Origin of the sequence: Escherichia sp. HH41S, assembly GCF_009820115.1 — a bacterium.
GTDB lineage: Bacteria > Pseudomonadota > Gammaproteobacteria > Enterobacterales > Enterobacteriaceae > Escherichia > Escherichia coli_F.
This window is the reverse complement of record NZ_VNXE01000020.1, coordinates 162,384-186,404: the sequence shown is the minus strand read 5'-3', so window position 1 is coordinate 186,404 and position 24,021 is coordinate 162,384. Positions and strand designations below refer to the sequence as shown.

Below are 24,021 nucleotides of genomic sequence, written 5' to 3'. Positions count from 1 at the left end.
GTGTTACTGGCTGGCCTTTAATCATTGAATCAGAAGCGCTTACAGCGCCATCAGTTTGTCCAGCGACGGCGCGAAATAATAGCCGCCAGTGACTGGTTTGGTGAAACGCAACATCGCATCACGCTTACCATCGGTATCGCCAAACATACTCAGCAGTTGCTGCTCAATGTTATGTAAACGCGCGCAGTAGGCACAGAAATACAGACCGTGCGTGCCGCTGGCAGTGCCGTATGGCAGGCTCTGGCGAACAATCTTCAGTCCTTTGCCATCTTCTTTCAGATCAACGCGGGTCAGGTGAGAGGTTTCCGGACGCTCGTCGCCGTCGATCTCTTCGTTATCTTCTTTGGTGCGCCCGATCATCATCTCCTGATCGTGAACGCTCATCCGGTTGAGCTGCTTCAGGTTGTGCTCCCAACGCTGCACAAATACATAGCTGCCGCCCGCATCCACGCCGTCTTTGATAACCGCCACTTCGCGGCGCGTCTCTTCACCCGCCGGGTTTTCAGTACCGTCAACGAAGCCGCTCAGGTCACGCTCTTCAACCCAACGGAAGCCGTGAATCTCTTCTTTCACTTCAATGCAGTCACCAAAGGCTTCCATTGCCGCCTGAGCGACAGAGAAGTTTACGTCGTGACGCAGAGAAAGAATGTGGATCAACACATCGAACTGGGTGGTCGGCGCAAGGCCTTTACCGTAGCCCGGAAAATCTTTCAGCTCTTCGGCCCCAACGCCGCCGCTCAGAGCGCGCCAGGTGTTGTTACCAAAGGCAACCACCGCACCAAGATGCGCGTCCGGGAATTTCGCTTCAAAAGTTGCCAGTTTGTCGGCAAATGTTTTACTGGCCGCACGCAGGGCGTCAACTTCCCCTTTCACGTTGGCTTCGATCCAAATCGCCGCGCGGCAATGTTCTGGCAAAATGCCACTCTGAACCTGAGACATTGTTCCTCCTGAAAATAAGAATGCCACGCAATCCGTGGCATTGTTGGGCGCTATTTTACGTGTTTTTTTGCGGCGGCGGTTTGTTCAGACGCAAATTAACGCCGCCAGATAATTTTACTGACTTTCCAGTTTTTCAGGGTATCGTCCGAAGGCATTAACCCTTCAGGACCACTCCATTCCCCGCTGAACTGGTAGCTAATATGTTGACTGCCTTCGGCTTTACATTCGACGGCACGATTATCATCACCATCAGCTTTTTGGCAATTGCCAAATGCTTTGCTGTAAAGGTCGCTAAACGGTGTACCGATTTTAACACCGGTGTCAGCAGGAATATCGCTATCCAGCACATCAATGCGGCTGATCGTGCCCTGATCGCCGTTAATTACCATCGCCACGTTGTCGCCTTTCATCACTTCAAAAAAGCGCACCACGTTGCCGTTCGCGGTTTTCATTCCGCTGCGCAGGCGATAATCACCATCAAGCGCATCGGCAATAGCTTGTTCTTGCAGTGGTGTGGACGCCGTTAATTCACCCACGCCCTGCTCGCTCACTTTGGTGGACGACCCAAACCAGTTCCACGGATTAGCGGCAGACCAGTTAACTGACGACATCGTTGAACAGCCGGTCAGCATCAACGGCATAGCGCATAACATTAAACGCAGCGATTTCATGTCACTTCCTTTGGTTATTCAATAACGTTGCTTGGAGTGCGAATTTGCAAAAAAGTGCCGTTATTCTTTCTCAACCACAAAACAAGCGCGTAAACGTCGATTGGTCAAAAGCCAAATTAACGCCACAATATCCGCCACTACCAGCGCCAGACCGATACCGCTAACGGATTCACCGTTCAGCCACAACCACGGTTGCCAGCAAAGCAAAACAAGCTGCGCCAACAGCAACAGAAAATAGAGTACATACCAGATGCGAGGAAACGTAGCCCGCCGACCGCTCAACAAAAACGCCAGCACCGCAGGAATGCCAGGAATTAACCCCAGCCAGAAATTATCGTGATCGGGATAAAACAGATTCAACAGCGCAGTACCCTGCTCACGCGACGCACCGGCAATGACAAACAGCACCCAGGTTCGCGCCTGAAGCAATAGCACAAGCCAGAAGAGAAAAGGTAAACGCAGGCGTCCGTGCGCATCATAATGGGCAGGATGAAACTCAGTACTCTTCATCTTCAATCAAACGCTTACCCAGACTCAGCACGTCGGCGTGTTCATATCCAAGGCGTTCATACATTCCGAGCACCATGTCGTTATCTTCCGGCACATTGATCTGAATTTTCGGGCAGCCGCGAGCAATCAGCTTTTTCTCCAACCGATTAAGCAACGCATTAGCAATCCCACGCCCACGAAACTCAGGATGCACGCCAAGATAATAAGCGGATCCGCGATGCCCGTCATAACCGCCCAGCACCGTTCCGACCACTTCACCGTTCACCTCAGCGACCAGAAACAAACTGACGTCATGGTTCATCTTACGCTCGATGTCCATTTCCGGATCGTTCCACGGACGCAGCAAGTCGCAACGCTCCCAAAGGGTGATGACCTCTTCGAAATCTTCCTGGCGAAATACGCGTATCTCCATGGTATTGGTTACCTTTTTGCGGGTTAAAAGGCTGATTATGGCGTGAACGGTCGAATTAGCCAATATCTGACGAAAATCGGTTGAAAAAGTGGCATAATGGGGAGTTGTCAACTATTGAAATGAAAAGTAAAACAATTCTCAACAGCAAACGGTCGTAACGGATTACGCGATACGATATAACATCTGGAACTTTATTATTACAACTCAGGCCGTATGAGCACTTTTAAACCACTAAAAACACTCACTTCGCGCCGCCAGGTGCTGAAAGCCGGATTGGCTGCCCTGACGTTGTCAGGAATGTCGCAAGCCATCGCCAAAGAAGAACCTTTAAAAACCAGTAACGGACACAGTAAGCCGAAAGCCAAAAAAAGCGGCGGCAAACGTGTCGTTGTTCTCGATCCAGGCCACGGCGGAATTGATACCGGAGCGATTGGTCGCAATGGATCGAAAGAAAAACATGTGGTGCTGGCGATTGCCAAAAACGTCCGTTCCATATTGCGTAATCATGGCATTGATGCGCGTTTAACGCGTTCTGGCGATACGTTTATCCCGCTGTACGATCGCGTTGAAATCGCCCATAAACATGGCGCTGACCTGTTTATGTCAATTCACGCCGACGGCTTTACTAACCCGAAAGCTGCCGGTGCTTCGGTATTTGCTCTCTCTAACCGCGGCGCAAGTAGCGCAATGGCGAAATACCTGTCTGAACGCGAAAACCGCGCTGATGAAGTTGCCGGTAAAAAAGCGACTGACAAGGATCACCTATTGCAGCAAGTGCTGTTTGATCTGGTGCAAACCGATACCATTAAAAACAGCCTGACGCTTGGCTCGCATATTCTGAAAAAGATTAAGCCGGTGCATAAGCTGCACAGTCGCAATACCGAACAAGCCGCGTTTGTAGTGTTGAAATCGCCATCTGTTCCTTCGGTGCTGGTGGAAACTTCTTTTATCACCAACCCGGAAGAAGAGCGGCTGTTAGGCACGGCGGCATTTCGCCAGAAAATCGCCACAGCCATTGCCGAAGGCGTGATCAGTTATTTCCACTGGTTCGACAACCAGAAAGCACATTCGAAAAAGCGATAAGTGATGAAACCCGACGCACACCAGGTTAAACAGTTCCTGCTCAACCTTCAGGATACAATTTGTCAGCAGTTGACCGCTGTCGATGGCGCAGAGTTTGTCGAAGATAGCTGGCAGCGCGAAGCTGGCGGCGGCGGACGTAGCCGGGTGTTGCGTAATGGTGGTGTTTTCGAACAGGCGGGCGTCAACTTTTCACATGTCCACGGTGAGGCGATGCCTGCTTCCGCCACTGCTCATCGCCCGGAACTTGCCGGACGAAGTTTCGAAGCGATGGGCGTTTCGCTGGTAGTGCATCCGCATAACCCGTACGTTCCCACCAGCCACGCGAATGTGCGCTTTTTTATTGCCGAAAAACCGGGTGCCGATCCCGTCTGGTGGTTTGGCGGTGGATTCGACTTAACCCCTTTCTATGGCTTTGAAGACGATGCTATTCACTGGCACCGCACCGCCCGTGACCTGTGCCAGCCATTTGGCGAAGACGTTTATCCGCGTTACAAAAAGTGGTGCGACGAATACTTCTACCTCAAACATCGTAACGAACAACGCGGTATTGGCGGGCTGTTCTTTGATGACCTGAACACGCCAGACTTTGATCACTGTTTCGCCTTTATGCAGGCGGTAGGTCACGGCTACACTGACGCTTATTTACCGATTGTTGAACGACGCAAAGCGATGGAATACGGCGAGCGCGAGCGCAATTTCCAGCTCTACCGTCGCGGTCGCTATGTCGAGTTCAACCTGGTCTGGGATCGCGGAACGCTGTTTGGCCTGCAAACTGGCGGGCGCACCGAGTCTATCCTGATGTCAATGCCGCCGCTGGTACGCTGGGAGTATGATTATCAGCCAGAAGCAGGCAGCCCGGAAGCGGCGTTAAGTGAGTTTATTAAGGTCAGGGATTGGATTTAATATCATGAAAATAAAAGAAAAATAACCCTATGTTTGTGGCTTGAAATTAATTCTGTTTAATTTGTGTGCCATAGTGACACCCTAATATCTAATAATAATCTCTTTCGACTTAATATCCTCAGGCAAGGAGCGCCTCTATGACTCACCGTATTCCCTGTAAAAGCCCCGCTTGTACATCAACCATTCTTCCGGAAACCGCGGCGCGTACTAACGGATACTGCATGCCCTGCGTTCAGGCACAACAGCAGCGTGAGCACGACGAATATATCAAGAAAAACAAAAAGATCGTGAATGCGTTTGCAGGGTTAAGCGATCCGGTTGTCATGCTGAAATTAATTCACCAACCGCGGAAATTCGATGCGTTAATCGACTGGACTCCCTGCCCCGTTCCCACAGATGCCCTGTATCAACAACTGACCACCGATCAAGCGCAGCTGATGGCTGATTACGCCACAGAACGCTTTGCATCTGGTGAATATAAACTCGCTCAGGAGATTTGGCTTTGTCTGGCAGCATTTACCCAGGCCAATCTGGATGCGTATTTCAGAGAATGGATCTCTTATGATGATTTGGACGCTTATTCTCCCCTGCCTTTCCACCGCGCCCCAGCGGATGTTCGCGATACGCTGTTAGAACGGGTTGAGGTTGATGCAGAAAACAGAAATTGTATTCTGCAATGTCTGGCATGGATTGGGGATGACGTTGTTGTTGAACGTTTTGCCTACTGGCGCAATAACCCGCCGCTGTGGCGCAGTTCACTTTACATCGCGCCAGAAGAATATGCGCATGAGGCCGGTTGGGAGTTAACCGCTGAAGGGCAGAGACGTAATCTCTATTTTCCTCACTGTTTTCATCTGGAGATGAAAAACACCGGGTGTTGCGAAGCTTTGCTTGTTGTTGATGAACGCAACGATACCTGTCCAAATTGCGCATTGCCACTAACAAATCTTTTCGACGTTGACCTGAAGGCAACGGGTCTTAGCGATAACGGCAGTTTTCGCGTCGTGACTTGCGAATGTTGCACCGCCTACAGCACCATTTTCGGCTACATGGACTCAAAGGGTAACGCTCATTTGTCTGCAAAAAATATCCCGCCTGCCTGGCTGCCGGATGATGTATCGGAATGGCGTCGACTCCCTGTAAACAGCATGAGACAGGGAAACCTTAGGTCACCGTTATTTGCCGCAGACCCATTTTTACCTGTCTCTTTCTCGCAACTTGGCGGGCATCCAACCTGGATTCAGGACGCGGAATATCCTCTCTGTCCGCAATGTTCCCACACAATGATGTTTCTTGCGCAACTGGATTATGCCGATATTGAACAATATGGCGAAGGGATAATTTACGCGTTTATCTGCCCGGATTGCCGGACAACGGCGACGTCTTATCAGCAATCTTAGAAATTATTTTGCGCCAGTTTGCTCACGGGAGCATTTAAAAATGTCAGACACATCACATAAAGAAAGTAAATGGCACCCTCATCTGGATATGAGTTTTTTGGGATGTGTGCTGGCATTTGCTATAGAAGTTTATTTTGAAGAACACATTTTTATTCCCCACGGTGGAGGAGCAAGTTTTGGATTGATAGCACTCATCGTTATTAATTTTATGACTATCCCGGTAGTGATCGTGGTAACAACACTATTTTGCTATTTATTTAAAATTTCGCGAAAGCGCGTAAATTGTATGTTGGTATTCCTGCTGGCGTGTATTTTGACAATTGTCGGTTTGTTTATCGCCTATCCCGTTGGGCAATAAAATACATAGCAATTCAACGTAATTTGTAACTTCACTATTGGCCGGATTAAACACCATCCTCATCCGGCCCTCACCCTCACTCCAGTTCCTGCATCCGCTGATGCAGCGTCAGTGAAGGCTTTTCTGCAAACAATTGCTGATAATCCGTGGCAAACTGCCCAAGATGCCAGAATCCCCACTGCATGGCGGCGTCTTTTACCGTCATACTTTGCGACCACGGGCTAATCAGTTCACGGCGAACGGCGTTCAGGCGAATGCGTTTCAGCCACGCATTCGGACCAATGCCTAAAATAGCGTGAAATGCGTTTTGTAACGTGCGGCGGCTGACATGCAGTTGATTGCACAAATCCAGCACGGTTACCGGTTCGGACATATTCTCCAGCACATATTCACGCGCGCGGGTCAACAAGCGACGGTAACTCTGGTGGCTGATACTTTCCGCCGTCACCATTGGCTGCGCTTCTTCCAGCATCGCCCCCATCGCCATTAGCAAATTATCCCCCAGCACTTTTCGCACTGCAGGCTGATGGAGATTTTCCGGGTTCTCGCAAAATGTCGCCAGAGCCTGTTGGACAAAGCCCCACAGCGCGGCTTTATGCTGCTCTTTCACTTCCAGCGCCGACTGGTTACGTAACATATGCAGCACCCTTTCCGGGTTATGCAAAAAGTTAGCCTGCCGGGTGATGACATCTTCAGAAAGCACCACGCCAAGGATCGTGTAATCGTCCGGCGTACTTAATTCAAACTCGGTTCCTCCAGGGCGCGTCGCAATTTCTGCGCTTCCCAGACATTGCGAACCAATAAATCCCTGCTCACCGCGCGTCGCCGGAATGCCAAACCAGAACGAGTTCGGCCAGACCAGGCACGACTGACGCAGCGCCAGCCCCGTGTATTCACGGAAAACCTGAATATCATCGAGCAGTATTTCCGTAAATTCACCATGAAACTTGCCCGGATGCAGCTGATCGTAAATCTGCTGCCAGGCGGTAATCGTCAAAGCATGTTCATAGACATCCGTTGTCTGTCGTTGATGAACATTATCCACTTCGACCTTCGGCGTGAGCTTCAGGTTTTCGGGTAAGGGTTCATGATAAAGATGGTGCAAATTGGCTGTACGGGTCTTTTTCATGATGTTAATGCCGGGTGTTGTAGGACACCCGGCACCTCCGACAGGTTAATGGGGCTTGAGACGATAACGACTACTGCGTTTACGTAACGTCCCGGCAGAAAAGAGCTGTTCGAGCGCATTTCTGGCTTTTTCCAGCGGCCAGCCAAAGTGGGCAGCCACTTCTCCGGCCGTCATTCCCTGACGTACTGATGTTAACAGCGCCAACAACTCGTCAGCAGATTCCGCGACGATAACTGGCGCGTCGGGTTCCTTTACGGGTTGCTTCGGCTGGCGGTTAAAGCCAGTAACCAGCCACTGGGTGTCATCGTCTGGCCGACCGATCTCCTTACGGCTGATGACACGCCCGGTACGCATCGCGGCAGCACAACCTGCGTCCAGCGCCGCACGACACGCCGCCAGATCGCCTTCCACCACCAGCGTTAGGCGACCAGGGTCAAGCACTTCGTGACTGAGCAGACGAACGTTAGCTGCTTTGAGCATGGCATCAGCTGCATCTATCGCGGCAACCATGCCGTCCACTTCCAGCAATCCCAGTGCATTGATCATCGGCAACCTCCGTTACGCACGCTGGATTGGATTACGCGCGATTTCCAGCACTGCATCGGTAAAGGCGTTACAGGCTGCTTTACACGCGGCCTGGCTACCGGTTAAAAATGCTGCCGAGTAGTTGGTTTCAGACGGTGGCGGGACATAGGTCACCAGCTGCACGTCGGCAGATTTCAACGCTGCATCAATGCCGTAGGTCGCTTCCAGCGGCGGTGCCACCAGATACGCCAGCGGATCGCCAAGCGTGATCCCGGCGGTTGATGAGAGATAAGAACCGGTACGCGAAACTACATGTGCCAGGAATGCCGTATCTTGCGCGTCATTAGCCCACTGGAAAGCCGCGCCATTTTCAATATGCGCAACCATCGCATCCAGACCAGCACGCACTTCCGCCGGGTTTGGCCCACCAAGCATAATCAGCACCTCACCGGCAGTCGGTGACGGCCCGTGTGCAGCTCCCGCATACAGCGAGCGACCATACACGACTTCAACCATCGCCTGCTTGGTCGCTTCGTCAGCCGCAATGTAGGTGACGTCATCGGAATCAGCAGAAATCAGCCCGAGGCTGCGAATATGCGGCGGCAATTTCAGTTCACGCGCAAATTCGGCGTTAACAGAGGCAATCACCCGCATGGCGGTTACCGACGGTCGAATCAAATCTAAAGCTGGCATGATGCCTCCTTATCGGGTCATGTTGATGCCGGATGCTTTCTGCTCCAGCATACGTTTCGCCAAATCCACAATGACGGCTGCGGCTTCAACCGGCGGCGTGCCGCCCTGGTGAATGTTAGAGATACAGGTGCGATCGGCCTCAACGGTGGTTGCCATACGCGGCGAGTAAACGGCGTAGCAGGAGAGGCTTTCTGACTGCCCCAACCCCGGACGTTCACCCACCAGCAGGATCACCACTTTCGCGCCAAGAAGTTCGCCAATCTGATCTTCAATCTTCACGCGACCGTAACGCACAAAGAACGGTGTGCCGACTTTCAACCCGGCCTGTTTCAGGCCCGCCATCAGCGGTGGCAGAATCTCTTCATAGTTCACGGTGATCGCATCAGTAGATAGACCATCGGAAATAACCACCTGTACGTCCGGATTAGCAACACACTGCGCTTTCAGCGCTTCAACAGCCTCTGCACACAAGCGGCGGCCCATATCCGGGCGAGTCAGATAGAGATTTTTGTCGCTAATTTCAGAGCGGACCTCCAGCAAGCCCTGCGCTTTCACCCACTCTTCCGGCACTTCTTTCAGTACGGTGTCTTTCGAACGAGAGTGATCGGCCAGGAAACGCAGCAACGCCTGGGTACGCGGACGCGGACCAGCACGACCGGTACAGACGCGAGCCACGGTGCTGCGGCGCAGTTCTGTTAATACGTCTGCGCGATGCGGGTTTTCAACGCCAATCCACGCTTTTGCTTCCGCGGAACCTAAATCCAGCGCGCAGCTTTCCGAGGTCATCGGTGCTGCACAGGTGGTAGTGGCGCATTTTGCTTCTGACGGCGCGGGGGCCGCTTGTCCCATTGACGCCATCACGCTGCGTACAATTTCTTCAATCTGTTTTTGATCCATGATGTGTTATCTCCGCGTCATCAGAAGAACAGTGACGGATCGCCCGCCCGTTTGGTCAGGCGACCGTTTGCCATAATGCCCATGCTTTCCAGCCAGCGTTCAAACTCCGGTGACGGGCGCAGGTTGAGTAACTGACGCACAGTGGCGGTATCGTGGAATGCGGTGGTCTGGTAGTTGAGCATGATGTCATCACCCAGCGGCATCCCCATGATGTAGTTGCAGCCTGCGGTGGCGAGCAGGATCATCAGGTTTTCGTTGAGGTTCTGGTCAGCGTCAGCGTGGTTGGTGTAGCAGCAGTCACAGCCCATAGAAATGCCGCTCAGCTTGCCCATAAAGTGATCTTCTAAGCCCGCACGGATAATCTGCCGGTCGTTGTAGAGATACTCTGGCCCAATAAAGCCCACTACGGTGTTGACGATAAACGGATCGTAATGACGTGCCAGCCCGTAGTTACGCGCTTCCATCGTTACCTGATCTGCGCCGAAGTTAGCGCCCGCCGATAGCGCAGAACCCTGCCCGGTTTCGAAGTAGAGGCAGTTTTCCCCGGCGATACGGTTGAACTCCGCGCCCACTGCGCGTGCTTCATCGAGCATCGCCAGCTCCACGCCAAACTCTTTCAGCCCTTTTTCGCTGCCGCAGATACTCTGGAAAATCAGCCCGCCTGGTGCGCCACGACGGATCGCTTCAATTTGGGTGGTGACGTGCGCCAGCACGCAGCCCTGGGTTGGAATGTTGAATTTGTCGATCACGCCATAGATGGTATCCAGCACGCGGCTTAAGTTTTCCACGTCGTCAGTCACCGGGTTAACGCCGATCACCGCATCGCCCACCCCGAAAGAAAGCCCTTCGTAGATTTGCGCGGCGATACTTTGCACGTCGTCGCGGGTATCGTTTGGCTGCAAACGGGCGCTGAAGGTGCCCGGAATACCAATAGTTGTATTGGCCTTTTTGATTACCGGCATTTTCTTCGCGCCGTAGATCAGGTCCGCGTTAGAGCAAATCTTCGCTACCGCCGCGACCACTTCCGAGGTCAGCCCTTTGCGGGTAAAAGCAATGTCGTCAACGCTGGTTTCATCACTCAGCACATACTCACGCAGTTCGCTGATGCTCCAGTTTTTAATCTGGTTGTAGGCCGTTTCGTTAACGTCGTCCTGAATCAGTCGCGTCACGCAGTCATCTTCATAGGCAATCACCGGATTATTGCGGATGTCCGCTACGGTCATTTCCGACAACACCTGCTTTGCAGCCACGCGCTCCTGTGAGCTTGCCGCTGCAACGCCCGCCAGCACATCCCCCGAACGCAGTTCGTTGGCTTTAGCCAGCACCTCTTTTACATCCTTAAACTGATATACATTGCCGAACAATGTGGTCTTTAGTTTCATAAGTCGTTCCCTCAGGAAGGAAATGCGAGTGATTTCACCGTCACCGGCACAACCGATCCGCCAAAAAGAGGCGTACCAATGTCGATATAGTCCCCCGCGCGGACAATCACTTCGTCAATGACTGCCAACGGGAGTTGTTGTAGCTGTGGGCGCAACAACATGCCCAGAGCTTTACCAAAGTCCTGCCCGGCCACCACCAGCAGGGGATGCGGATTCGGAAAACGCGTGACGAAATCGACCAGCGCGTTGATGACCGTCAGTACCGCGGCGTAACGCACAGGCAGCGAGGCGGGAAGCGCCAGCACGTACGCGTCAGTTTTGGGGCAAAGATCCAGCTGAATCAGCGCCTGTTGCCAGGCACTCACCAGATCCGTTTCATCAATTGGGATCGCCACCGGCAAATTGCGCAGCGGCAGTTGTACGCCCTCCAGCCAGATTGTGCTGCCAGAGAGCGAAAGGGTATGTGCACCCGCGCCAATCACCGTGGCGCGTACGGTTTGCGCCGGAAACTGCACGTTCATCTCACGCAGGCGCGGATGGTCATGCAGCGCCGTTGCCAGAAGCGGGCCGATATCGGCAAAACAGAACGGGTCGGCGGGCTGGTGGCGATAACATTCGCCCACGCCGCCAGAAAGCGTAATGATTTCGGGCGTAACACCTGCGGGCAGCAAACCGGTTTGCATCAATGCCTGCGCGAGCGGCGAGAGCGTTCCGTCAATCACTTCGACAATCAGCTCTGCCATCCGGCGGGTAACCTGCACCAGCTGTGCGCCGGTCAGCGAACGGGCGTCAGTGCCTGCACCGAAGCACTCATCCACAATCATCTGCCCCGGTATATGAGCGTAAACCACGCGTCCCTGGCTGTCGGTTTCCAGCAGACGACCGCCGACGTTGAGGCAAGCGGTGCCGCTGATTTTTCCGGCATCGAACAGGGCGTAGTTCGCGGTGCCACCGCCGATATCGATATTCAGTACCCGACACAGCCGTTGTTCAGAAAGGGTTTGCGCCCCGGCACCGTGACCGGCGATCACGGATTCGAGATGCGGCCCGGCGCTGGCGACGACAAAATCGCCAAGCGACTGGGAGAGCGTCATCACCGCAGGGCGAGCATTGCGGGTTTTCGCGCTTTCACCGGTGATGATGATGGCACCAGAATCAACGCTTTCCGGCGCAATGCCCGCTGCCTGATATTGCTCGAGGATTAAGGTTTTCAGTTCCGCTTCTTTTAAACCGCCCTGTTTATCGACAGGGGTAAAGAACACCGGGCTTTGCCAGCTAATTTCGCGTTTGATGAATTCGTAGCGCGGCACCTGCGACACCGCCGCACGGTTAACCAGCTCCAGGTGGGAGAAGATCACCTGGGTGGTGGTAGTGCCGATATCGATACCGACGCTCAGTAGCTGGCGAGTGTTCACGATTGTGCCTCCGCTTCGGTTTTAGCCGCGGTCGCGTCTTCTTTTGGCACCAGCATCATCGCCACGCCAATCGCCGTTACGCCGCCGATCAACTTGCCGACAATCATCGGGAAGATCATGGCGTTCATGTTGGCAGCGGCGAAGCCTAAGTGGTCACCCAGGGCGAAAGCAGCGGAAACGGCGAAGGCACAGTTGATCACTTTGCCGCGGGTATCCATCTGCTTCATCATGCCAAACATCGGGATGTTGTTGGCAAGCGTTGCCACCATGCCGGCTGCCGCGATGTTGTTCATATTCAGCACTTTACCGACGCTCATCAGCGGTTTTTCAAACCAGCGGGTCAGCAGCAGCACCATCGGATACGCCCCTAACAGCACGCAGGAGATAGAACCGATAACTTCAATGGCGCGCATCACTTCACCGGGTTTATCGCCAGGGGCCATGAAGATCGGATCCAGACCGGGGATCAGTTCCCAACCGAGCAGGAATTTCACTACCGCAGCGGCAAGACCGAGGGTGATCAATGCAACGAGGAACTTGGCGAAGATCTGGAAGCCGTTGATCATTTTTTCCGGGATGAATTTCAGCCCCAACGCCACCAGTACCGCGACGATAAGTACCGGGATCATGTTCATCAGGATCAGGGCAAAGGTGAATTCCACTGGCTGACCGTTGATCTGCACACCGGAATACATAGCCACCAGACCACCGGCAATACAGCCAATCGGAATGGTCACAATGCCCGCCAGCACGCCGAGCGCCAGATAACGACGGTCAGAAGGTTCGATAATGCCGAGCGCCACCGGAATGGAAAACACAATCGTTGGCCCCATCATCGATCCGAGAATTAACCCAGAGTATAGCCACGCTGCCACATCGCCGCCCGCCAGCTCTTTGGCGAGGAAGAAGCCGCCCATGTCGCACGCCAGCAGTGTTCCGGCGAACATCGATGGGTTAGCACCGAGCATTTCGTAAACCGGGATAATCACCGGCCCGAGTACGTGGGCCAGTACCGGTGCCAGCGCGGTCATACCAACCATCGCCAGGCCCAGTGCGCCCATTGCCATAAAGCCTTCTTCGAACTGGCCGCCGGATCCTTCGATACTTTTACCGAACTTACCGAGGAAACGAGCAGAACCGCCGAACTGCGACAGGATCCTGTCTACGGCAGCTATCAGCATAAAGAACATCATGATGTACATGATGATTTCGTTAATTCCCATCGCCTTTACTCCCTGTTAGTTGTTATTTATTGGCGGATGCGGCGTAAACGCCTTATCCGCCCTACATGTGCAATCCCGTAGGCCGGATAAGACGCGGCAAGCGTCGCATCCGGCACTTGCACCGCGCCATTGGCGGATGCGGCGTGAACGCCTTATCCGCCCTACATGTGCAATCCCCCAGGTCGGATAAGACGCGGCAAGCGTCGCATCCGGCACTTGCACCGCGCCATTGGCGGATGCGGCGTGAACGCCTTATCCGCCCTACATGTGCAATCCTGTAGGCCGGATAAGACGCGACAAGCGTCGCATCCGGCACTTGTACCGCGCCATTGGCGGATGCGGCGTGAACGCCTTATCCGCCCTACATGTGCAATCCCCCAGGTCGGATAAGACGCGACAGGCGTCGCATCCGGCATTTATTGCGCCGCCGCGTACAGGCCGACGATCTGCTCCAGGCTGGCAGTACGCGGGTTGCTGCGCAGACAAATATCTTCCAGCGCGGCCTGCGCCCATGCGCCGTAATGCGCAGATGCCGCACCAACATCGCCCAGTCGTTTACCAATCCCGACTTCCGCAATCAGCTCACTTACCGCGTTAATAGCATCACGATCGTCGGATTTTTTAGTTCGCAGCGCCCGACCAATCTGACTAAAGCGTTCGCGACAGACCATCCGGTTAAACTCCATCACCGTGGGCAGCAGCATGGCGTTCGCCAGTCCGTGCGGAATATGCAGCGCCGCCCCCGGCTGATGCGCCATCGCGTGACATAACCCAAGTCCGGCACTGGAAAATGCCATTCCCGCCATGCATGAAGCCAGCAACATACTCTCGCGCGCGGCAAGGTCGTGACCGTAGCCCACTGCTTTCGGCAGTGATTTGCCAATCATCGCAATGGCACCAATCGCCAGACTGTCGGTAAACGGTGTAGCGTTCAGCGCGCTGTACGCTTCAATGGCATGAGTTAACGCGTCGATACCGGTCATTGCCGTGACATGCGACGGCACACCTTCGGTCAGCGCGGCATCGAGAATCGCCACATCCGGCATCAACGAGGCATGTGCTAACACCTGCTTGCGCCCGCTCACCGCGTCGATAATCACCGTTACATTGGTGGTTTCAGAGCCGGTTCCGGCGGTAGTTGGAATGGCAATCAGCGGCAGACGCGGTTGCAGAACGCTGGTTTCAGACATTTCTGCCAGCGTGCTGTCGGGGTTCGTCACCAGCAACGCAACGGCTTTTGCCGCATCCAGCACCGAGCCACCGCCAAACGCGATCACCCCGTCACAGCCTGATTCGCGCAATTGCGCCACGGCGGCACACACGTCGGTGATGCACGGTTCGCCCACCGGACATGGCCAGAGCGTCATGGCGATGCCTTTAACGGCCAGGCTACGCGTCAGCCCAGCGGTCATCCCCGCCTGATGCAAAAAGCTGTCTGCCATCACGAACAGATGTTTCAGCCCACGCGTTTGTGCTTGCTGTCCGCAACTGCTCACCGCGCCCGGACCGCAAAGCGTCACCGGTGGAACGCTAAATGTTTTTACCCGTTGCAGATTCAGGGTATCGAACGCCTGAAAGAGCGCGGTCTGCAATTCATTTTGCATAGATCCCCTCCGCTTTCTCTCGCCCGCTACTGGCGATCGCCAGCGGGGTCATAAACAAACTGTGCTGCGGTAGATGCACCTGTAACGCCGGGAATTGTTTGCAAAACAGTTCCGCCACGCCCGGTTGCATACAGGAGCCGCCCGCCAGCCATAAATCAGTAATGCCCTGCCCTTCAATATGCCGGGCAACAATGTCCGCCATTTTTTCGTACACCGGCTTCACCGCAGGCCAAATCTCGTCACCGTGACCGCGCTTGTACTGCTCTGCCTCTTCCAGCGAAATACGGCGATTTCCGGCGAGAGTCAGAGAAATGTGATGTCCGCCGGTCGCTTCATCCGCTGAATAAGTCACCTTGCCCTTTTTCACGATGGCAATTCCGGTAGTGCCGCCGCCAATATCCACTACACCGGCGTTGTCCAGTTGCAGTAGATCCGCGACTGCGGTTGGCTCATCCAGCACATGGCTCACTTCCAGCCCGGCAGACTCCAGCACATTGATGGAAATACGCGGATCCGTACCTGGTGGAAATGAAGTCGCCGCACGGCTAAAACGGCGACCAAATTGCTGCTCGAGGGTATCGAGATGGCGACGAACAATCGTAACTGCACCGAAGAAATCCCAGACGATGCCGTCGCGGACCACATCGGCCCAGTCGAGGCATACCGCCACCGGCTGACCGTCGCCGTCGACAACCATCGACACCACATCGCAGGTGCCCAGATCCACCCCTAACCACAACGGAGACTCCGTGGTGGCGGGCGTCTGGTTACACAGCGTTGCCGCCGTTTGCAGACGCGGGGTAAGCCATTGTTCGTCGTGCGCCATCGGTTACTCCTTAAACAATGCGAAACGCATCGACTAATACACAGCGACGCAGACGGACAAACGTACGCGCGCTGGTTACCCCTTCACCGGTTGGCGTGGTGATGGTCATCGTGGTCCAGCCTTCCCCGCCCAGCCCCAGCCCGGCAATGCACGGTCCGTTCTTAACGAAAATACTGGTATCAATGGCGTTCGCCATTTGGTTCATGTTCTCGATATTGCGCGAGTGCATTGCCGCCGTGTGGTGGCAACCGCCTTCCAGTTTCACCGCCAGCGCAATGGCATCCGCCACGTTGGCGACGCGCACGACTGGCAGCACTGGCATCATCAGTTCGGTCACGGCAAACGGATGTTCTGCGGGGGTTTCTACAAACAGCAAGCGCGTTTCTTGCGGCACGTTCAGGCCGATTGCCGCCGCGATTTTCGCCGCATCGCGACCCACCCAGTCACGGCTGACGGTGCCTTTTCCGCACTCATCGATATTTTTCAGCAACACCGGTTGTAACTGCTGTGCCTGTTCTGCGGTCAGTTTCACCGCATGCTGGCCTTCCATCAGACGCATTAGTTCATCGGCTACGCTATCAACAACAATCAGCACCTTTTCATCGGCACAAATGATGTTGTTATCGAAAGAAGCGCCTTTGACGATAGACTGAGCGGCACGGGCGAGGTCGGCGGTTTCATCCACCACCACCGGCGGGTTGCCAGCACCTGCGGCAATCAGACGTTTATTGGTGTGTTTGCGCGCCGCTTCCACCACCGCTTCGCCGCCGGTCACCACCAACAGACCGATGCCCGGAAACTTGAATAAGCGTTGCGCGGTTTCGATATCTGGATTTGCCACAGTAACCAGTAAGTTTTCCGGCCCGCCTGCGGCAACAATCGCCTGGTTGAGCAACGTAATAGCCCGTTGAGAGACTTTTTTCGCCGCCGGATGCGGGGCAAAAATGACGCTGTTGCCCGCGGCAATCAGGCTGATGGCGTTATTAATTACGGTTGCCGCCGGGTTAGTGGAAGGCGTCACCGAAGCCACCACGCCCCAGGGCGCGTTTTCAATTAAAGTCAGGCCGTTGTCACCGGTCAGCACCTGTGGAGAGAGGCACTCAACGCCTGGCGTACCGCGTGCCTGAGCGACGTTTTTGGCAATTTTATCTTCTACGCGGCCCATACCCGTTTCACTGACGGCAAGTTCCGCTAAATCTCTGGCGTGTTTTTCGCCTGCTTCACGAATGGCAGCAATGGCTAACTGGCGCATTGCCACGCTTTTTAACCCTTGCTGGGCAATTTTGGCCGCCGCAACGGCGTCATCCAGGGAAGCAAAAACGCCCATCTCATGAACGGCGGCGGGCGACGTGTCACTGCTTTGCATTTTCAGCAGTACCGCTTTCACCACCTGTTCAATATCCTGTTGATTCATGATGTTCTGCCTTATTTGTGGAAAATTACCTGACCGCCAGAGACCACCTCATCGACAATGCCAATTACGCACAGATCGACCGGTGACGTTTCGCTTTTATGCGCCTGGCGGGCGGAACTGCCACTCACCAGCAACACCCACTCCCCGGTTCCCGCGCCAATATTGTCGATGGCGACGGCGCATTGCCCGTCAGGATTACCTTGTGGATCAATCATTTCCACCATCAGCAATTTGTCATGCGCCAGTCCGTGATGGCGTACGGTACAAACAATTTGTCCAGTGACGACTGCCAGTTTCATACCCGCCTCCGTGGCGTATTTCAGGTAAAAGCTCTCCTTACCCTCCGCGGAAGGTAAAAGAAAACGGAGAGAGCGTGACGCCCGGATCGACGTCACACAGGGTGATTACAGGTTGCTGCTATCGCCTTTCAGGCCGATCGGGAAGACCTCTTCCAGATCGCCGTGCGGACGCGGAATAACATGTACGGATACCAGTTCACCGATACGCTGTGCCGCTGCGGCACCGGCATCGGTCGCGGCTTTACAGGCTGCAACATCACCGCGAACCATGGCTGTACACAGGCCGCCACCAATCTGCTTAACACCAACCAGTTTGACGCGCGCAGCTTTCACCATCGCATCAGAAGCCTCAATCAGTGCAACCAGGCCCCGGGTTTCGATCATTCCTAATGCTTCCATTGTGCTTTCCTCTTTATCAGGGTCCAGAACGGGACCGTTCATTCAACCAGTGTTTGTAAACTGCTTTCGCGGTTCACTTCTGTCTGACGCGGCACAGCTGCCACCAGCGCCAGCTCGATAATTTCCTGCACGCTACAACCACGAGAGAGATCGTGCATCGGCGCGGCAAGTCCTTGTATCAATGGCCCGACGGCACGATATCCGCCAAGTCGTTGTGCGATTTTGTAGCCAATATTTCCCGCCTCCAGCGACGGAAAAACCATCACATTGGCTTTGCCCTGTAGCGGGCTGGCTGGCGCTTTTTGCGCCGCCACTTCCGGCACAAAGGCGGCGTCAAACTGCAACTCGCCATCGACGACCAGCTGCGGTGCGCGCTCACGGACGATTTCTGTCGCTTGCTGCACGTTGGCAACGCAGGGGTGACGGGCGCTGCCGTTACTGGAAAACGACAACATCGCCACGCGCGGCTCTTCTCCGGTGATGGCTCGCCAGGTTTCGGCGCTGGCAAGCGCGATATCCGCCAGTTGTGCCGCCGTCGGCTGTGGCACTACGCTGCAATCGGCAAAGCCCAACGCTGGACCGCTGTACTGTGGCAGCATCAGGAAAATGGAGGAGAGCGTTTTACAGCCTTGCTGCAAGCCGATAATGCGTAATCCGGCACGCAGCACATTCGCCGTGGAAGAGAGGTTGCCCGCGATACAGACATCCGCTTTACCGGCGCTGACCATTGCGGCGGCGAACATCAGCGGATCGGTAAGTTTTTCCAGCGCATCCGGCGGCGTTTTTTCGCCCGCGCGGGCCAGCCAGCGATGAGCAAATTCTTCCCGCATTGCGAGGTTGCTATGAGGATCAATCACCAGTAGCCCGTCCATCGCCACGCCGTGGCTGAGCGCAAACTGGCGAAGTTCAAACGGATTGGCGATAAGAACGGGCGTCGCCAGACTTTGTTGATACAGATATTGCGCGGCTTTCAGCACGCGTTGGTCTAACGCATCAGGAAAAACCACTCTGGCGGGCGCTCGCAACGCCAGTTCACGACAACGTTCAATAATCATTGCGTTTCCCCCAGTCGTTGTTGGATCTGCTTCACCGTTAGCGGCTGCTTCGTTACGCTCAAAATCATCATCACGTAAACCGTGCTGGAAAGGCGGTTCAGCGCCTGCAAGATGTCCGGGCGTAATACTTCAAAACTACGGGTAATAAACACCTGCGCCGCGACGGTTTCGGTTTCCCGCACTTTGGTGCGTAGCAGATTCAGCAACGCCGCATCGCGTCCGTGGCTGGCTTCCGGCACCAGATGATCGTGACCAAGATAGCGCAGCGGCTGGTGAGAAAGCCGATGCAGATCTTCGTCAGAAAGCCCGACAATCGCCTGGCAGGCCAGCGGTTCCCCCAGCGCATCGGCGCGCATAATGTTGCCAAGACGCGAGCGGATGTCCGCAAGCCACGGCTGCCACGGTTCTGCCAGTTCAATTTGCAGCCACACTGCCAGCGCAATGGTGCTGTCGAGAACAGCGCGAAAACCCAGACGCGGATCGCTTTTGGCGACCATTTTTTCCGCCGACAGGTGAGTCAGCGTGTCCGGCTTTTTCGCCACTGGCTGGTGACACAGTTCGCAGCACGCCTGCGGATGTTCATCACTACTGGTCAGCACGTGAACGGGCTGTAGCTGCTGCTGTTCATCGTCAACAAACAGGCGGCCCTGCTCGTCAATAAACTTGATGCGCAGATGGCGGCTTTCCAGTAACTCCCGGGCAGAGGGCGTCAGGCGACTGTCCGCAGGGAGATGGATCTCTGCGCCTTCGCTGAGCGTATGGTTCGCTCTTAGCCATGCTTCGGTGATGAAATCTTTCATAGGGATTGCCAGTTAGCCGGCCAGGCGACATACAGGAATTTCACACTGGATGTCGTACCAAATTCGATGCTGGAACCTTTCGGGATAAACATCACGTCGCCTGCTTTAGCGATCATGGTTTCGCCTTCATGGCGAACATGAAGCTCCCCTTCCAGTACCATGTCGATTTCGTCGTAGTTCAGGGTCCACGGGAAGAAGGCGTTCTCCCACTGCATAAAACCGGCGGCCATGCTGCTGCCGTCGTCTCCGGTCACGAGATCAGTCAAGCCTACGCAGTGCGGTTCCGCGCCATCGAAACGACCAAACTTCACGCTGCTGCCATCAATAACTTTGATGCCGCCTTTGCCGGTCACCGATTTAAAACTCGGCTGCATTGCCCCCTGCTCCAGCGACTGTTTTTCCTTCATCACTTTTTCCATCAGCTGCGCGACCAGGCTTTCGGTAAACTGGCCTTCCGGCAGCTGGGCGATGATGGTTTCGCGGATACGCTGGCTTTCAGTTTTATCGGCAGGCACGCTGACGGGAACAGATGCCGCTACTGGCGTCGATTCAGTGCATTCGGTGATGGTAAACCCCAGCAAGTCCGCCACTTCGCGGGCTTCCGGGGTAATAATGCTGGCGCGCAGAACCACAGACATTGCCTGTTCGCCGCGCGCATGTGCTTCACGAATATCATTCGCTGTGATGAGTTTTTTCACCTGCTTCCTCCTGTTCGGTGAGAGATGCCAGATAATTCACCAGTTGCTGCACGCTTTGCGGGTCGTGGCTGTTTAGCTCGAAAATCGGCTCTTCAAAACCAGTTTCAAGCAATAACTTTCGCGTTGCTGCGACGTCAGCATCCGGCATGTCCGTTTTACTGATGACGGCGATTTGCCGTTTGCTGGCACCAATATCCAGCAACCCGGCAGGCAATCGGCTTTCCGGGTCATTCGCGCCGTGGACATAAATCAGCATGTCCACATCCTGTAGCGTGGTAATTAAGGCGTGATACCAGCGGGGATGGCTAAAATATTCACCCGGCGTATCAATATCGCCCTTATCATTAAATTCCACGGCCTGTGTTTTTCTGGCGAGGGTATAATTCCCCTGCAACGCATTAAATAACGTTGTTTTTCCTGCCCCGACGGTACCCACAAACGCAATTCGTTTCATGAATGCCTCGTATTAACTTTTGGTCATTTCACAAAGCGTATAATTTAATAAGCGACCTAAACCACTGACGGTTTGTGATAACGCTTCTTCTACTGCACCCACCGAGCCATAAATCACCAGCGCGCCGCTAAAACGGTCGAGAAAACCGATATGCACATCGGCGGCTTTCAGCGCTAAATCACCGGCGATCATCGCCGTTTCGCCGGGTGTTAGCGTCATAATGCCGATTGCGCCCGCATCCGGAACGCCGATTTTCTTCGCCAGTTCCTCGCCGGGATGCGCGATGAGATGCGCCAGTGTGACCTGTTTGCCGGGCACAAATTCCTGAATGATGCGTTCTTTATCCATGAGTCGCCGCCTGTGAAAAACTTGCGTGTATCGTGACAATTTTTCGTCAGAGTAAATAACAAAATTCGGCAAGCGCGTTTAAAAGGTGAGGTAGATCACTAAGAATGGAGAGATATTTACTGTGATGCATAAACTTTCATATGCAACGCATGAATATAAATAAAATAATATCGAGATAGTTTATATGCTGCTTTTTTATTACTCGAAAACTTAGTAATAAGCTTTACTAATATATTGCAGTAAAACCGCTTACCCTGAATATTCAGGGTAAGCGTGAGAGTTAAGAATGAATTACAGCGGTTGGGTTTGCGCTTCAACCACGGCCAGCGCCACCATGTTGACGATACGACGTACGGATGCGATTGGTGTTAACACGTGAACCGGTTTCGCCACACCCATCAGCACCGGACCGACAGTCACACCTTCCGAGCTGGAAACGCGCAGTAAGTTGTAACTAATACGGGCAGCTTCCATGTTCGGCATCACCAGAATATTGGCGGAACCTTTCAAAGGGCTGTCCGGCATACGATCGCTGCGAATCGCTTCCACCAGCGCTGCATCGCCGTGCATTTCACCATCAATCATCAGTTCTGGCGCACGCTCCCTGACCAGTTCCAGCGCTTGACGCATTTTGCTCGACGACGGGCAGTCAGAAGAACCAAAGTTGGAGTGTGACAACAGAGCCACACGCGGCTCAATACCAAAACGACGAACAGTTTCTGCCGCCATCAAGGTGATCTCCGCCAGCTCTTCTGCGTCTGGCTCGTCATTGACGTAGGTATCGGCAATAAAAGTGTTACCACTCGGCAATAGCAGCGCGTTCATTGCACCTGCGGTGTGAACGCCATCGCGATAACCAAAGACATTTTTCACCACGCTGAAGTGTTCATGATAATCACCCACCGTACCGCAAATCATTGCATCGGCTTCGCCACGCTGAACCATGATCGCGCCGATCACTGTCGGGTTACTGATCAGCGCCCGCTGTGCCTGCTCCTGAGTTACACCACGGCGCTTCATGATCTGGAAGTATTCGGTCCAGTATTCTTTAAAACGCGGATCGGATTCGTTATTGACGATCTCAAAATCAACGCCCGCTTTGATCTGCAAGCCCAGTTTTTGAATGCGCATTTCGATCACGTTCGGACGACCGATAAGGATCGGTTTCGCCAGTCCCAGAGTCACCAGTTCCTGAGTAGCATGCAGAACGCGAGCCTCTTCCCCTTCCGGCAAAACAACGCGCTTCGGCGCTTTGCGGGCCTGGGAGAAAATCGGCTTCATAAACAGGTTGGTTTTGTAAACGAACTCAGTCAGCTTGTCGATGTAGACGTCGAAATCAGCAATCGGACGCGTCGCCACACCCGACTCCATCGCCGCTTTAGCGACCGCAGGAGCGATCTTAACGATCAAACGCGGATCAAACGGTTTTGGAATGATGTATTCCGGACCGAAGCTCAGATCTTGATCGCCATACGCCGAAGCAACGACTTCGCTCTGTTCCGCATGGGCCAGTTCTGCAATCGCGCGTACCGCCGCCAGTTTCATTTCCTCGTTGATGGCTGTTGCACCAACGTCCAACGCGCCACGGAAGATGAATGGGAAGCAAAGCACGTTATTAACCTGGTTCGGGTAGTCGGAACGGCCGGTACAGATGATGGCATCCGGACGCACTTCTTTCGCCAGCGGCGGCAGAATTTCTGGTTCCGGGTTCGCAAGCGCCAGGATCATCGGCGCACGAGCCATTTTCTTAACCATTTCCTGGGTCAGCACTTTCGGGCCGGAACAGCCCAGGAAAATATCCGCGCCTTCAATTACATCATCGAGGGTACGTTTGCCGTCATCTACCACCGCATATGCGGCTTTGGTTTCCGCCATATTTGGCTCACGGCCCTGATAGATAACGCCTTTTGAATCACAAACCACGATGTTATGTTTTTGCAGCCCCAGCGCCACCAGCAGGTTCATACAGGCAATTGCTGCTGCACCCGCGCCGGAAACCACCATCCGCACGTCGGAGATGTTTTTCTCCACCACGCGCAATCCGTTGAGGATGGCTGCAGTGCTGATAATTGCCGTGCCGTGCTGATCGTCGTGGAATACTGGAATATTCATCCGCTCGCGCAGTTTCTGTTCAATATAGAAACATTCTGGCGCTTTAATGTCTTCGAGGTTGATGCCGCCGAAGGTCGGTTCGAGCGCAGCGACGACTTCAATAAATTTGTCCGGGTCAAGTTCATCAACTTCAATGTCAAATACATCAATCCCGGCGAATTTCTTAAACAGAACGCCCTTGCCTTCCATCACCGGTTTGCCTGCCAGCGCGCCAATGTTGCCTAACCCCAGCACCGCCGTACCGTTAGAGATCACCGCCACCAGGTTACCACGAGCGGTATATTTGTAGGCTTTTAACGGGTCTTTTTCGATTTCTAGACAAGGTGCGGCAACGCCTGGTGAGTAGGCCAGCGCCAGATCGCGCTGCGTTGCCAGAGGCTTGGTTGGAGAAACCTGGATTTTCCCTGGAACTGGAAATTCATGGAAATCAAGTGCACTTTGTTTTAACTGGTCATCCATTTGGTTGTTCCTT

The 24,021-nt window shown here is 54.1% G+C and carries 26 protein-coding genes; 4 read left to right on the top strand and 22 right to left on the bottom strand.

Features of this window, described 5'->3' with window-relative positions; translation table 11 throughout:
• Window positions 1–39: 39 nt before the first annotated feature.
• From yfeX to FQZ95_RS05960, 4 genes are all read right to left on the bottom strand, one after another.
• Window positions 40–939 (bottom strand): porphyrinogen peroxidase, encoded by a 900-nt coding sequence (gene yfeX / locus FQZ95_RS05975; protein ID WP_001295462.1) that lies wholly within the window; start codon window positions 937–939, stop codon window positions 40–42.
• Window positions 940–1,034: 95 nt separating this feature from the next.
• A complete protein-coding gene (locus FQZ95_RS05970; RefSeq protein ID WP_000838945.1) occupies window positions 1,035–1,610 on the bottom strand; it encodes an RpoE-regulated lipoprotein in 576 nt (191 codons plus the stop codon).
• A gap of 60 nt (window positions 1,611–1,670) precedes the next feature.
• Window positions 1,671–2,120 (bottom strand): DUF2919 domain-containing protein, encoded by a 450-nt coding sequence (locus FQZ95_RS05965; protein ID WP_039020930.1) that lies wholly within the window; start codon window positions 2,118–2,120, stop codon window positions 1,671–1,673.
• On the bottom strand, window positions 2,107–2,532 hold the full coding sequence (locus FQZ95_RS05960; protein WP_105277655.1) for a GNAT family acetyltransferase: 426 nt from the start codon (window positions 2,530–2,532) through the stop codon (window positions 2,107–2,109). The genes FQZ95_RS05965 and FQZ95_RS05960 overlap by 14 nt, the downstream gene beginning before the upstream one ends.
• Window positions 2,533–2,745: 213 nt before the next feature.
• Between FQZ95_RS05960 and amiA the strand changes: the two genes are divergently transcribed.
• From amiA to FQZ95_RS05940, 4 genes are all read left to right on the top strand, one after another.
• Entirely contained in the window at window positions 2,746–3,615 is an 870-nt protein-coding gene (gene amiA / locus FQZ95_RS05955; protein WP_097483046.1) for an N-acetylmuramoyl-L-alanine amidase AmiA, read from the top strand.
• 3 nt (window positions 3,616–3,618) lie between these two features.
• On the top strand, window positions 3,619–4,518 hold the full coding sequence (gene hemF / locus FQZ95_RS05950) for an oxygen-dependent coproporphyrinogen oxidase (protein WP_160529991.1): 900 nt from the start codon (window positions 3,619–3,621) through the stop codon (window positions 4,516–4,518).
• Between the two features lie 137 nt (window positions 4,519–4,655).
• Complete coding sequence (locus tag FQZ95_RS05945; RefSeq protein ID WP_088541231.1) at window positions 4,656–5,918, top strand: DUF1963 domain-containing protein; 1,263 nt, start codon at window positions 4,656–4,658, stop codon at window positions 5,916–5,918.
• A 40-nt stretch (window positions 5,919–5,958) separates the two neighbouring features.
• Window positions 5,959–6,276 (top strand): hypothetical protein, encoded by a 318-nt coding sequence (locus FQZ95_RS05940; RefSeq protein ID WP_032184838.1) that lies wholly within the window; start codon window positions 5,959–5,961, stop codon window positions 6,274–6,276.
• A gap of 76 nt (window positions 6,277–6,352) precedes the next feature.
• Here FQZ95_RS05940 and eutR read toward each other — a convergent pair whose 3' ends face one another.
• The 18 genes from eutR to maeB form a co-directional block, all read right to left on the bottom strand.
• A complete protein-coding gene (gene eutR / locus FQZ95_RS05935) occupies window positions 6,353–7,405 on the bottom strand; it encodes an HTH-type transcriptional regulator EutR (protein WP_088541229.1) in 1,053 nt (350 codons plus the stop codon).
• Window positions 7,406–7,450: 45 nt separating this feature from the next.
• On the bottom strand, window positions 7,451–7,951 hold the full coding sequence (eutK, locus tag FQZ95_RS05930) for an ethanolamine utilization microcompartment protein EutK (RefSeq protein WP_001295463.1): 501 nt from the start codon (window positions 7,949–7,951) through the stop codon (window positions 7,451–7,453).
• A gap of 12 nt (window positions 7,952–7,963) precedes the next feature.
• Complete coding sequence (gene eutL / locus FQZ95_RS05925) at window positions 7,964–8,623, bottom strand: ethanolamine utilization microcompartment protein EutL (RefSeq protein ID WP_088541228.1); 660 nt, start codon at window positions 8,621–8,623, stop codon at window positions 7,964–7,966.
• Window positions 8,624–8,632: 9 nt separating this feature from the next.
• On the bottom strand, window positions 8,633–9,520 hold the full coding sequence (eutC, locus tag FQZ95_RS05920) for an ethanolamine ammonia-lyase subunit beta (RefSeq protein WP_032303506.1): 888 nt from the start codon (window positions 9,518–9,520) through the stop codon (window positions 8,633–8,635).
• Window positions 9,521–9,540: 20 nt separating this feature from the next.
• Window positions 9,541–10,902, bottom strand: a complete 1,362-nt coding sequence (gene eutB, locus FQZ95_RS05915; protein ID WP_000769961.1) for an ethanolamine ammonia-lyase subunit alpha — start codon at window positions 10,900–10,902, stop codon at window positions 9,541–9,543.
• Window positions 10,903–10,913: 11 nt separating this feature from the next.
• A complete protein-coding gene (gene eutA, locus FQZ95_RS05910) occupies window positions 10,914–12,317 on the bottom strand; it encodes an ethanolamine ammonia-lyase reactivating factor EutA (protein WP_088541227.1) in 1,404 nt (467 codons plus the stop codon).
• Window positions 12,314–13,540 carry an ethanolamine utilization protein EutH gene (eutH, locus tag FQZ95_RS05905; RefSeq protein WP_000512386.1) on the bottom strand — a complete coding sequence of 409 codons (1,227 nt, stop codon included), beginning with the start codon at window positions 13,538–13,540 and terminating at the stop codon, window positions 12,314–12,316. The genes eutA and eutH overlap by 4 nt, the downstream gene beginning before the upstream one ends.
• A gap of 416 nt (window positions 13,541–13,956) precedes the next feature.
• Window positions 13,957–15,144: an ethanolamine utilization ethanol dehydrogenase EutG gene (gene eutG / locus FQZ95_RS05900; protein WP_047643791.1), complete on the bottom strand. Its 1,188-nt coding sequence runs from the start codon at window positions 15,142–15,144 to the stop codon at window positions 13,957–13,959.
• Window positions 15,134–15,970, bottom strand: coding sequence for an ethanolamine utilization protein EutJ (gene eutJ, locus FQZ95_RS05895; protein WP_088541225.1), 837 nt, complete (start codon window positions 15,968–15,970; stop codon window positions 15,134–15,136). Before eutJ ends, eutG begins: the two co-directional genes overlap by 11 nt.
• 10 nt (window positions 15,971–15,980) lie before the next feature.
• Window positions 15,981–17,384: an aldehyde dehydrogenase family protein gene (locus FQZ95_RS05890; protein WP_160529990.1), complete on the bottom strand. Its 1,404-nt coding sequence runs from the start codon at window positions 17,382–17,384 to the stop codon at window positions 15,981–15,983.
• An 11-nt stretch (window positions 17,385–17,395) separates the two neighbouring features.
• Window positions 17,396–17,683, bottom strand: a complete 288-nt coding sequence (gene eutN, locus FQZ95_RS05885; protein ID WP_000762196.1) for an ethanolamine utilization microcompartment protein EutN — start codon at window positions 17,681–17,683, stop codon at window positions 17,396–17,398.
• A gap of 105 nt (window positions 17,684–17,788) precedes the next feature.
• Window positions 17,789–18,082, bottom strand: coding sequence for an ethanolamine utilization microcompartment protein EutM (eutM, locus tag FQZ95_RS05880; RefSeq protein WP_000387713.1), 294 nt, complete (start codon window positions 18,080–18,082; stop codon window positions 17,789–17,791).
• Between the two features lie 38 nt (window positions 18,083–18,120).
• Window positions 18,121–19,137, bottom strand: a complete 1,017-nt coding sequence (gene pta / locus FQZ95_RS05875) for a phosphate acetyltransferase (protein ID WP_160529989.1) — start codon at window positions 19,135–19,137, stop codon at window positions 18,121–18,123.
• On the bottom strand, window positions 19,134–19,937 hold the full coding sequence (eutT, locus tag FQZ95_RS05870) for an ethanolamine utilization cob(I)yrinic acid a,c-diamide adenosyltransferase EutT (protein ID WP_105271474.1): 804 nt from the start codon (window positions 19,935–19,937) through the stop codon (window positions 19,134–19,136). The genes pta and eutT overlap by 4 nt, the downstream gene beginning before the upstream one ends.
• Complete coding sequence (eutQ, locus tag FQZ95_RS05865) at window positions 19,934–20,635, bottom strand: ethanolamine utilization acetate kinase EutQ (RefSeq protein ID WP_000733930.1); 702 nt, start codon at window positions 20,633–20,635, stop codon at window positions 19,934–19,936. Before eutQ ends, eutT begins: the two co-directional genes overlap by 4 nt.
• A complete protein-coding gene (eutP, locus tag FQZ95_RS05860) occupies window positions 20,610–21,089 on the bottom strand; it encodes an ethanolamine utilization acetate kinase EutP (protein ID WP_032184851.1) in 480 nt (159 codons plus the stop codon). Before eutP ends, eutQ begins: the two co-directional genes overlap by 26 nt.
• A gap of 12 nt (window positions 21,090–21,101) precedes the next feature.
• A complete protein-coding gene (gene eutS, locus FQZ95_RS05855) occupies window positions 21,102–21,437 on the bottom strand; it encodes an ethanolamine utilization microcompartment protein EutS (RefSeq protein ID WP_000356956.1) in 336 nt (111 codons plus the stop codon).
• A gap of 291 nt (window positions 21,438–21,728) precedes the next feature.
• Window positions 21,729–24,008 (bottom strand): NADP-dependent oxaloacetate-decarboxylating malate dehydrogenase, encoded by a 2,280-nt coding sequence (gene maeB, locus FQZ95_RS05850; protein WP_000342645.1) that lies wholly within the window; start codon window positions 24,006–24,008, stop codon window positions 21,729–21,731.
• Window positions 24,009–24,021 lie beyond the last annotated feature (13 nt).

What these genes read in the sequence shown, in the direction of transcription:
- FQZ95_RS05890 (WP_160529990.1), bottom strand. Translation starts at nt 17,384, where the DNA reads ATGAATCAACAGGATATTGAACAGGTGGTGAAAGCGGTACTGCTGAAA.
- eutM (WP_000387713.1), bottom strand. Translation starts at nt 18,082, where the DNA reads ATGGAAGCATTAGGAATGATCGAAACCCGGGGCCTGGTTGCACTGATT.
- FQZ95_RS05970 (WP_000838945.1), bottom strand. Translation starts at nt 1,610, where the DNA reads ATGAAATCGCTGCGTTTAATGTTATGCGCTATGCCGTTGATGCTGACC.
- hemF (WP_160529991.1), top strand. Translation starts at nt 3,619, where the DNA reads ATGAAACCCGACGCACACCAGGTTAAACAGTTCCTGCTCAACCTTCAG.
- eutG (WP_047643791.1), bottom strand. Translation starts at nt 15,144, where the DNA reads ATGCAAAATGAATTGCAGACCGCGCTCTTTCAGGCGTTCGATACCCTG.
- eutR (WP_088541229.1), bottom strand. Translation starts at nt 7,405, where the DNA reads ATGAAAAAGACCCGTACAGCCAATTTGCACCATCTTTATCATGAACCC.
- eutC (WP_032303506.1), bottom strand. Translation starts at nt 9,520, where the DNA reads ATGGATCAAAAACAGATTGAAGAAATTGTACGCAGCGTGATGGCGTCA.
- eutS (WP_000356956.1), bottom strand. Translation starts at nt 21,437, where the DNA reads ATGGATAAAGAACGCATCATTCAGGAATTTGTGCCCGGCAAACAGGTC.
- eutP (WP_032184851.1), bottom strand. Translation starts at nt 21,089, where the DNA reads ATGAAACGAATTGCGTTTGTGGGTACCGTCGGGGCAGGAAAAACAACG.
- pta (WP_160529989.1), bottom strand. Translation starts at nt 19,137, where the DNA reads ATGATTATTGAACGTTGTCGTGAACTGGCGTTGCGAGCGCCCGCCAGA.
- eutB (WP_000769961.1), bottom strand. Translation starts at nt 10,902, where the DNA reads ATGAAACTAAAGACCACATTGTTCGGCAATGTATATCAGTTTAAGGAT.
- eutT (WP_105271474.1), bottom strand. Translation starts at nt 19,937, where the DNA reads ATGAAAGATTTCATCACCGAAGCATGGCTAAGAGCGAACCATACGCTC.
- eutL (WP_088541228.1), bottom strand. Translation starts at nt 8,623, where the DNA reads ATGCCAGCTTTAGATTTGATTCGACCGTCGGTAACCGCCATGCGGGTG.
- eutK (WP_001295463.1), bottom strand. Translation starts at nt 7,951, where the DNA reads ATGATCAATGCACTGGGATTGCTGGAAGTGGACGGCATGGTTGCCGCG.
- FQZ95_RS05965 (WP_039020930.1), bottom strand. Translation starts at nt 2,120, where the DNA reads ATGAAGAGTACTGAGTTTCATCCTGCCCATTATGATGCGCACGGACGC.
- amiA (WP_097483046.1), top strand. Translation starts at nt 2,746, where the DNA reads ATGAGCACTTTTAAACCACTAAAAACACTCACTTCGCGCCGCCAGGTG.
- eutJ (WP_088541225.1), bottom strand. Translation starts at nt 15,970, where the DNA reads ATGGCGCACGACGAACAATGGCTTACCCCGCGTCTGCAAACGGCGGCA.
- FQZ95_RS05940 (WP_032184838.1), top strand. Translation starts at nt 5,959, where the DNA reads ATGTCAGACACATCACATAAAGAAAGTAAATGGCACCCTCATCTGGAT.
- FQZ95_RS05945 (WP_088541231.1), top strand. Translation starts at nt 4,656, where the DNA reads ATGACTCACCGTATTCCCTGTAAAAGCCCCGCTTGTACATCAACCATT.
- maeB (WP_000342645.1), bottom strand. Translation starts at nt 24,008, where the DNA reads ATGGATGACCAGTTAAAACAAAGTGCACTTGATTTCCATGAATTTCCA.
- eutN (WP_000762196.1), bottom strand. Translation starts at nt 17,683, where the DNA reads ATGAAACTGGCAGTCGTCACTGGACAAATTGTTTGTACCGTACGCCAT.
- eutH (WP_000512386.1), bottom strand. Translation starts at nt 13,540, where the DNA reads ATGGGAATTAACGAAATCATCATGTACATCATGATGTTCTTTATGCTG.
- FQZ95_RS05960 (WP_105277655.1), bottom strand. Translation starts at nt 2,532, where the DNA reads ATGGAGATACGCGTATTTCGCCAGGAAGATTTCGAAGAGGTCATCACC.
- yfeX (WP_001295462.1), bottom strand. Translation starts at nt 939, where the DNA reads ATGTCTCAGGTTCAGAGTGGCATTTTGCCAGAACATTGCCGCGCGGCG.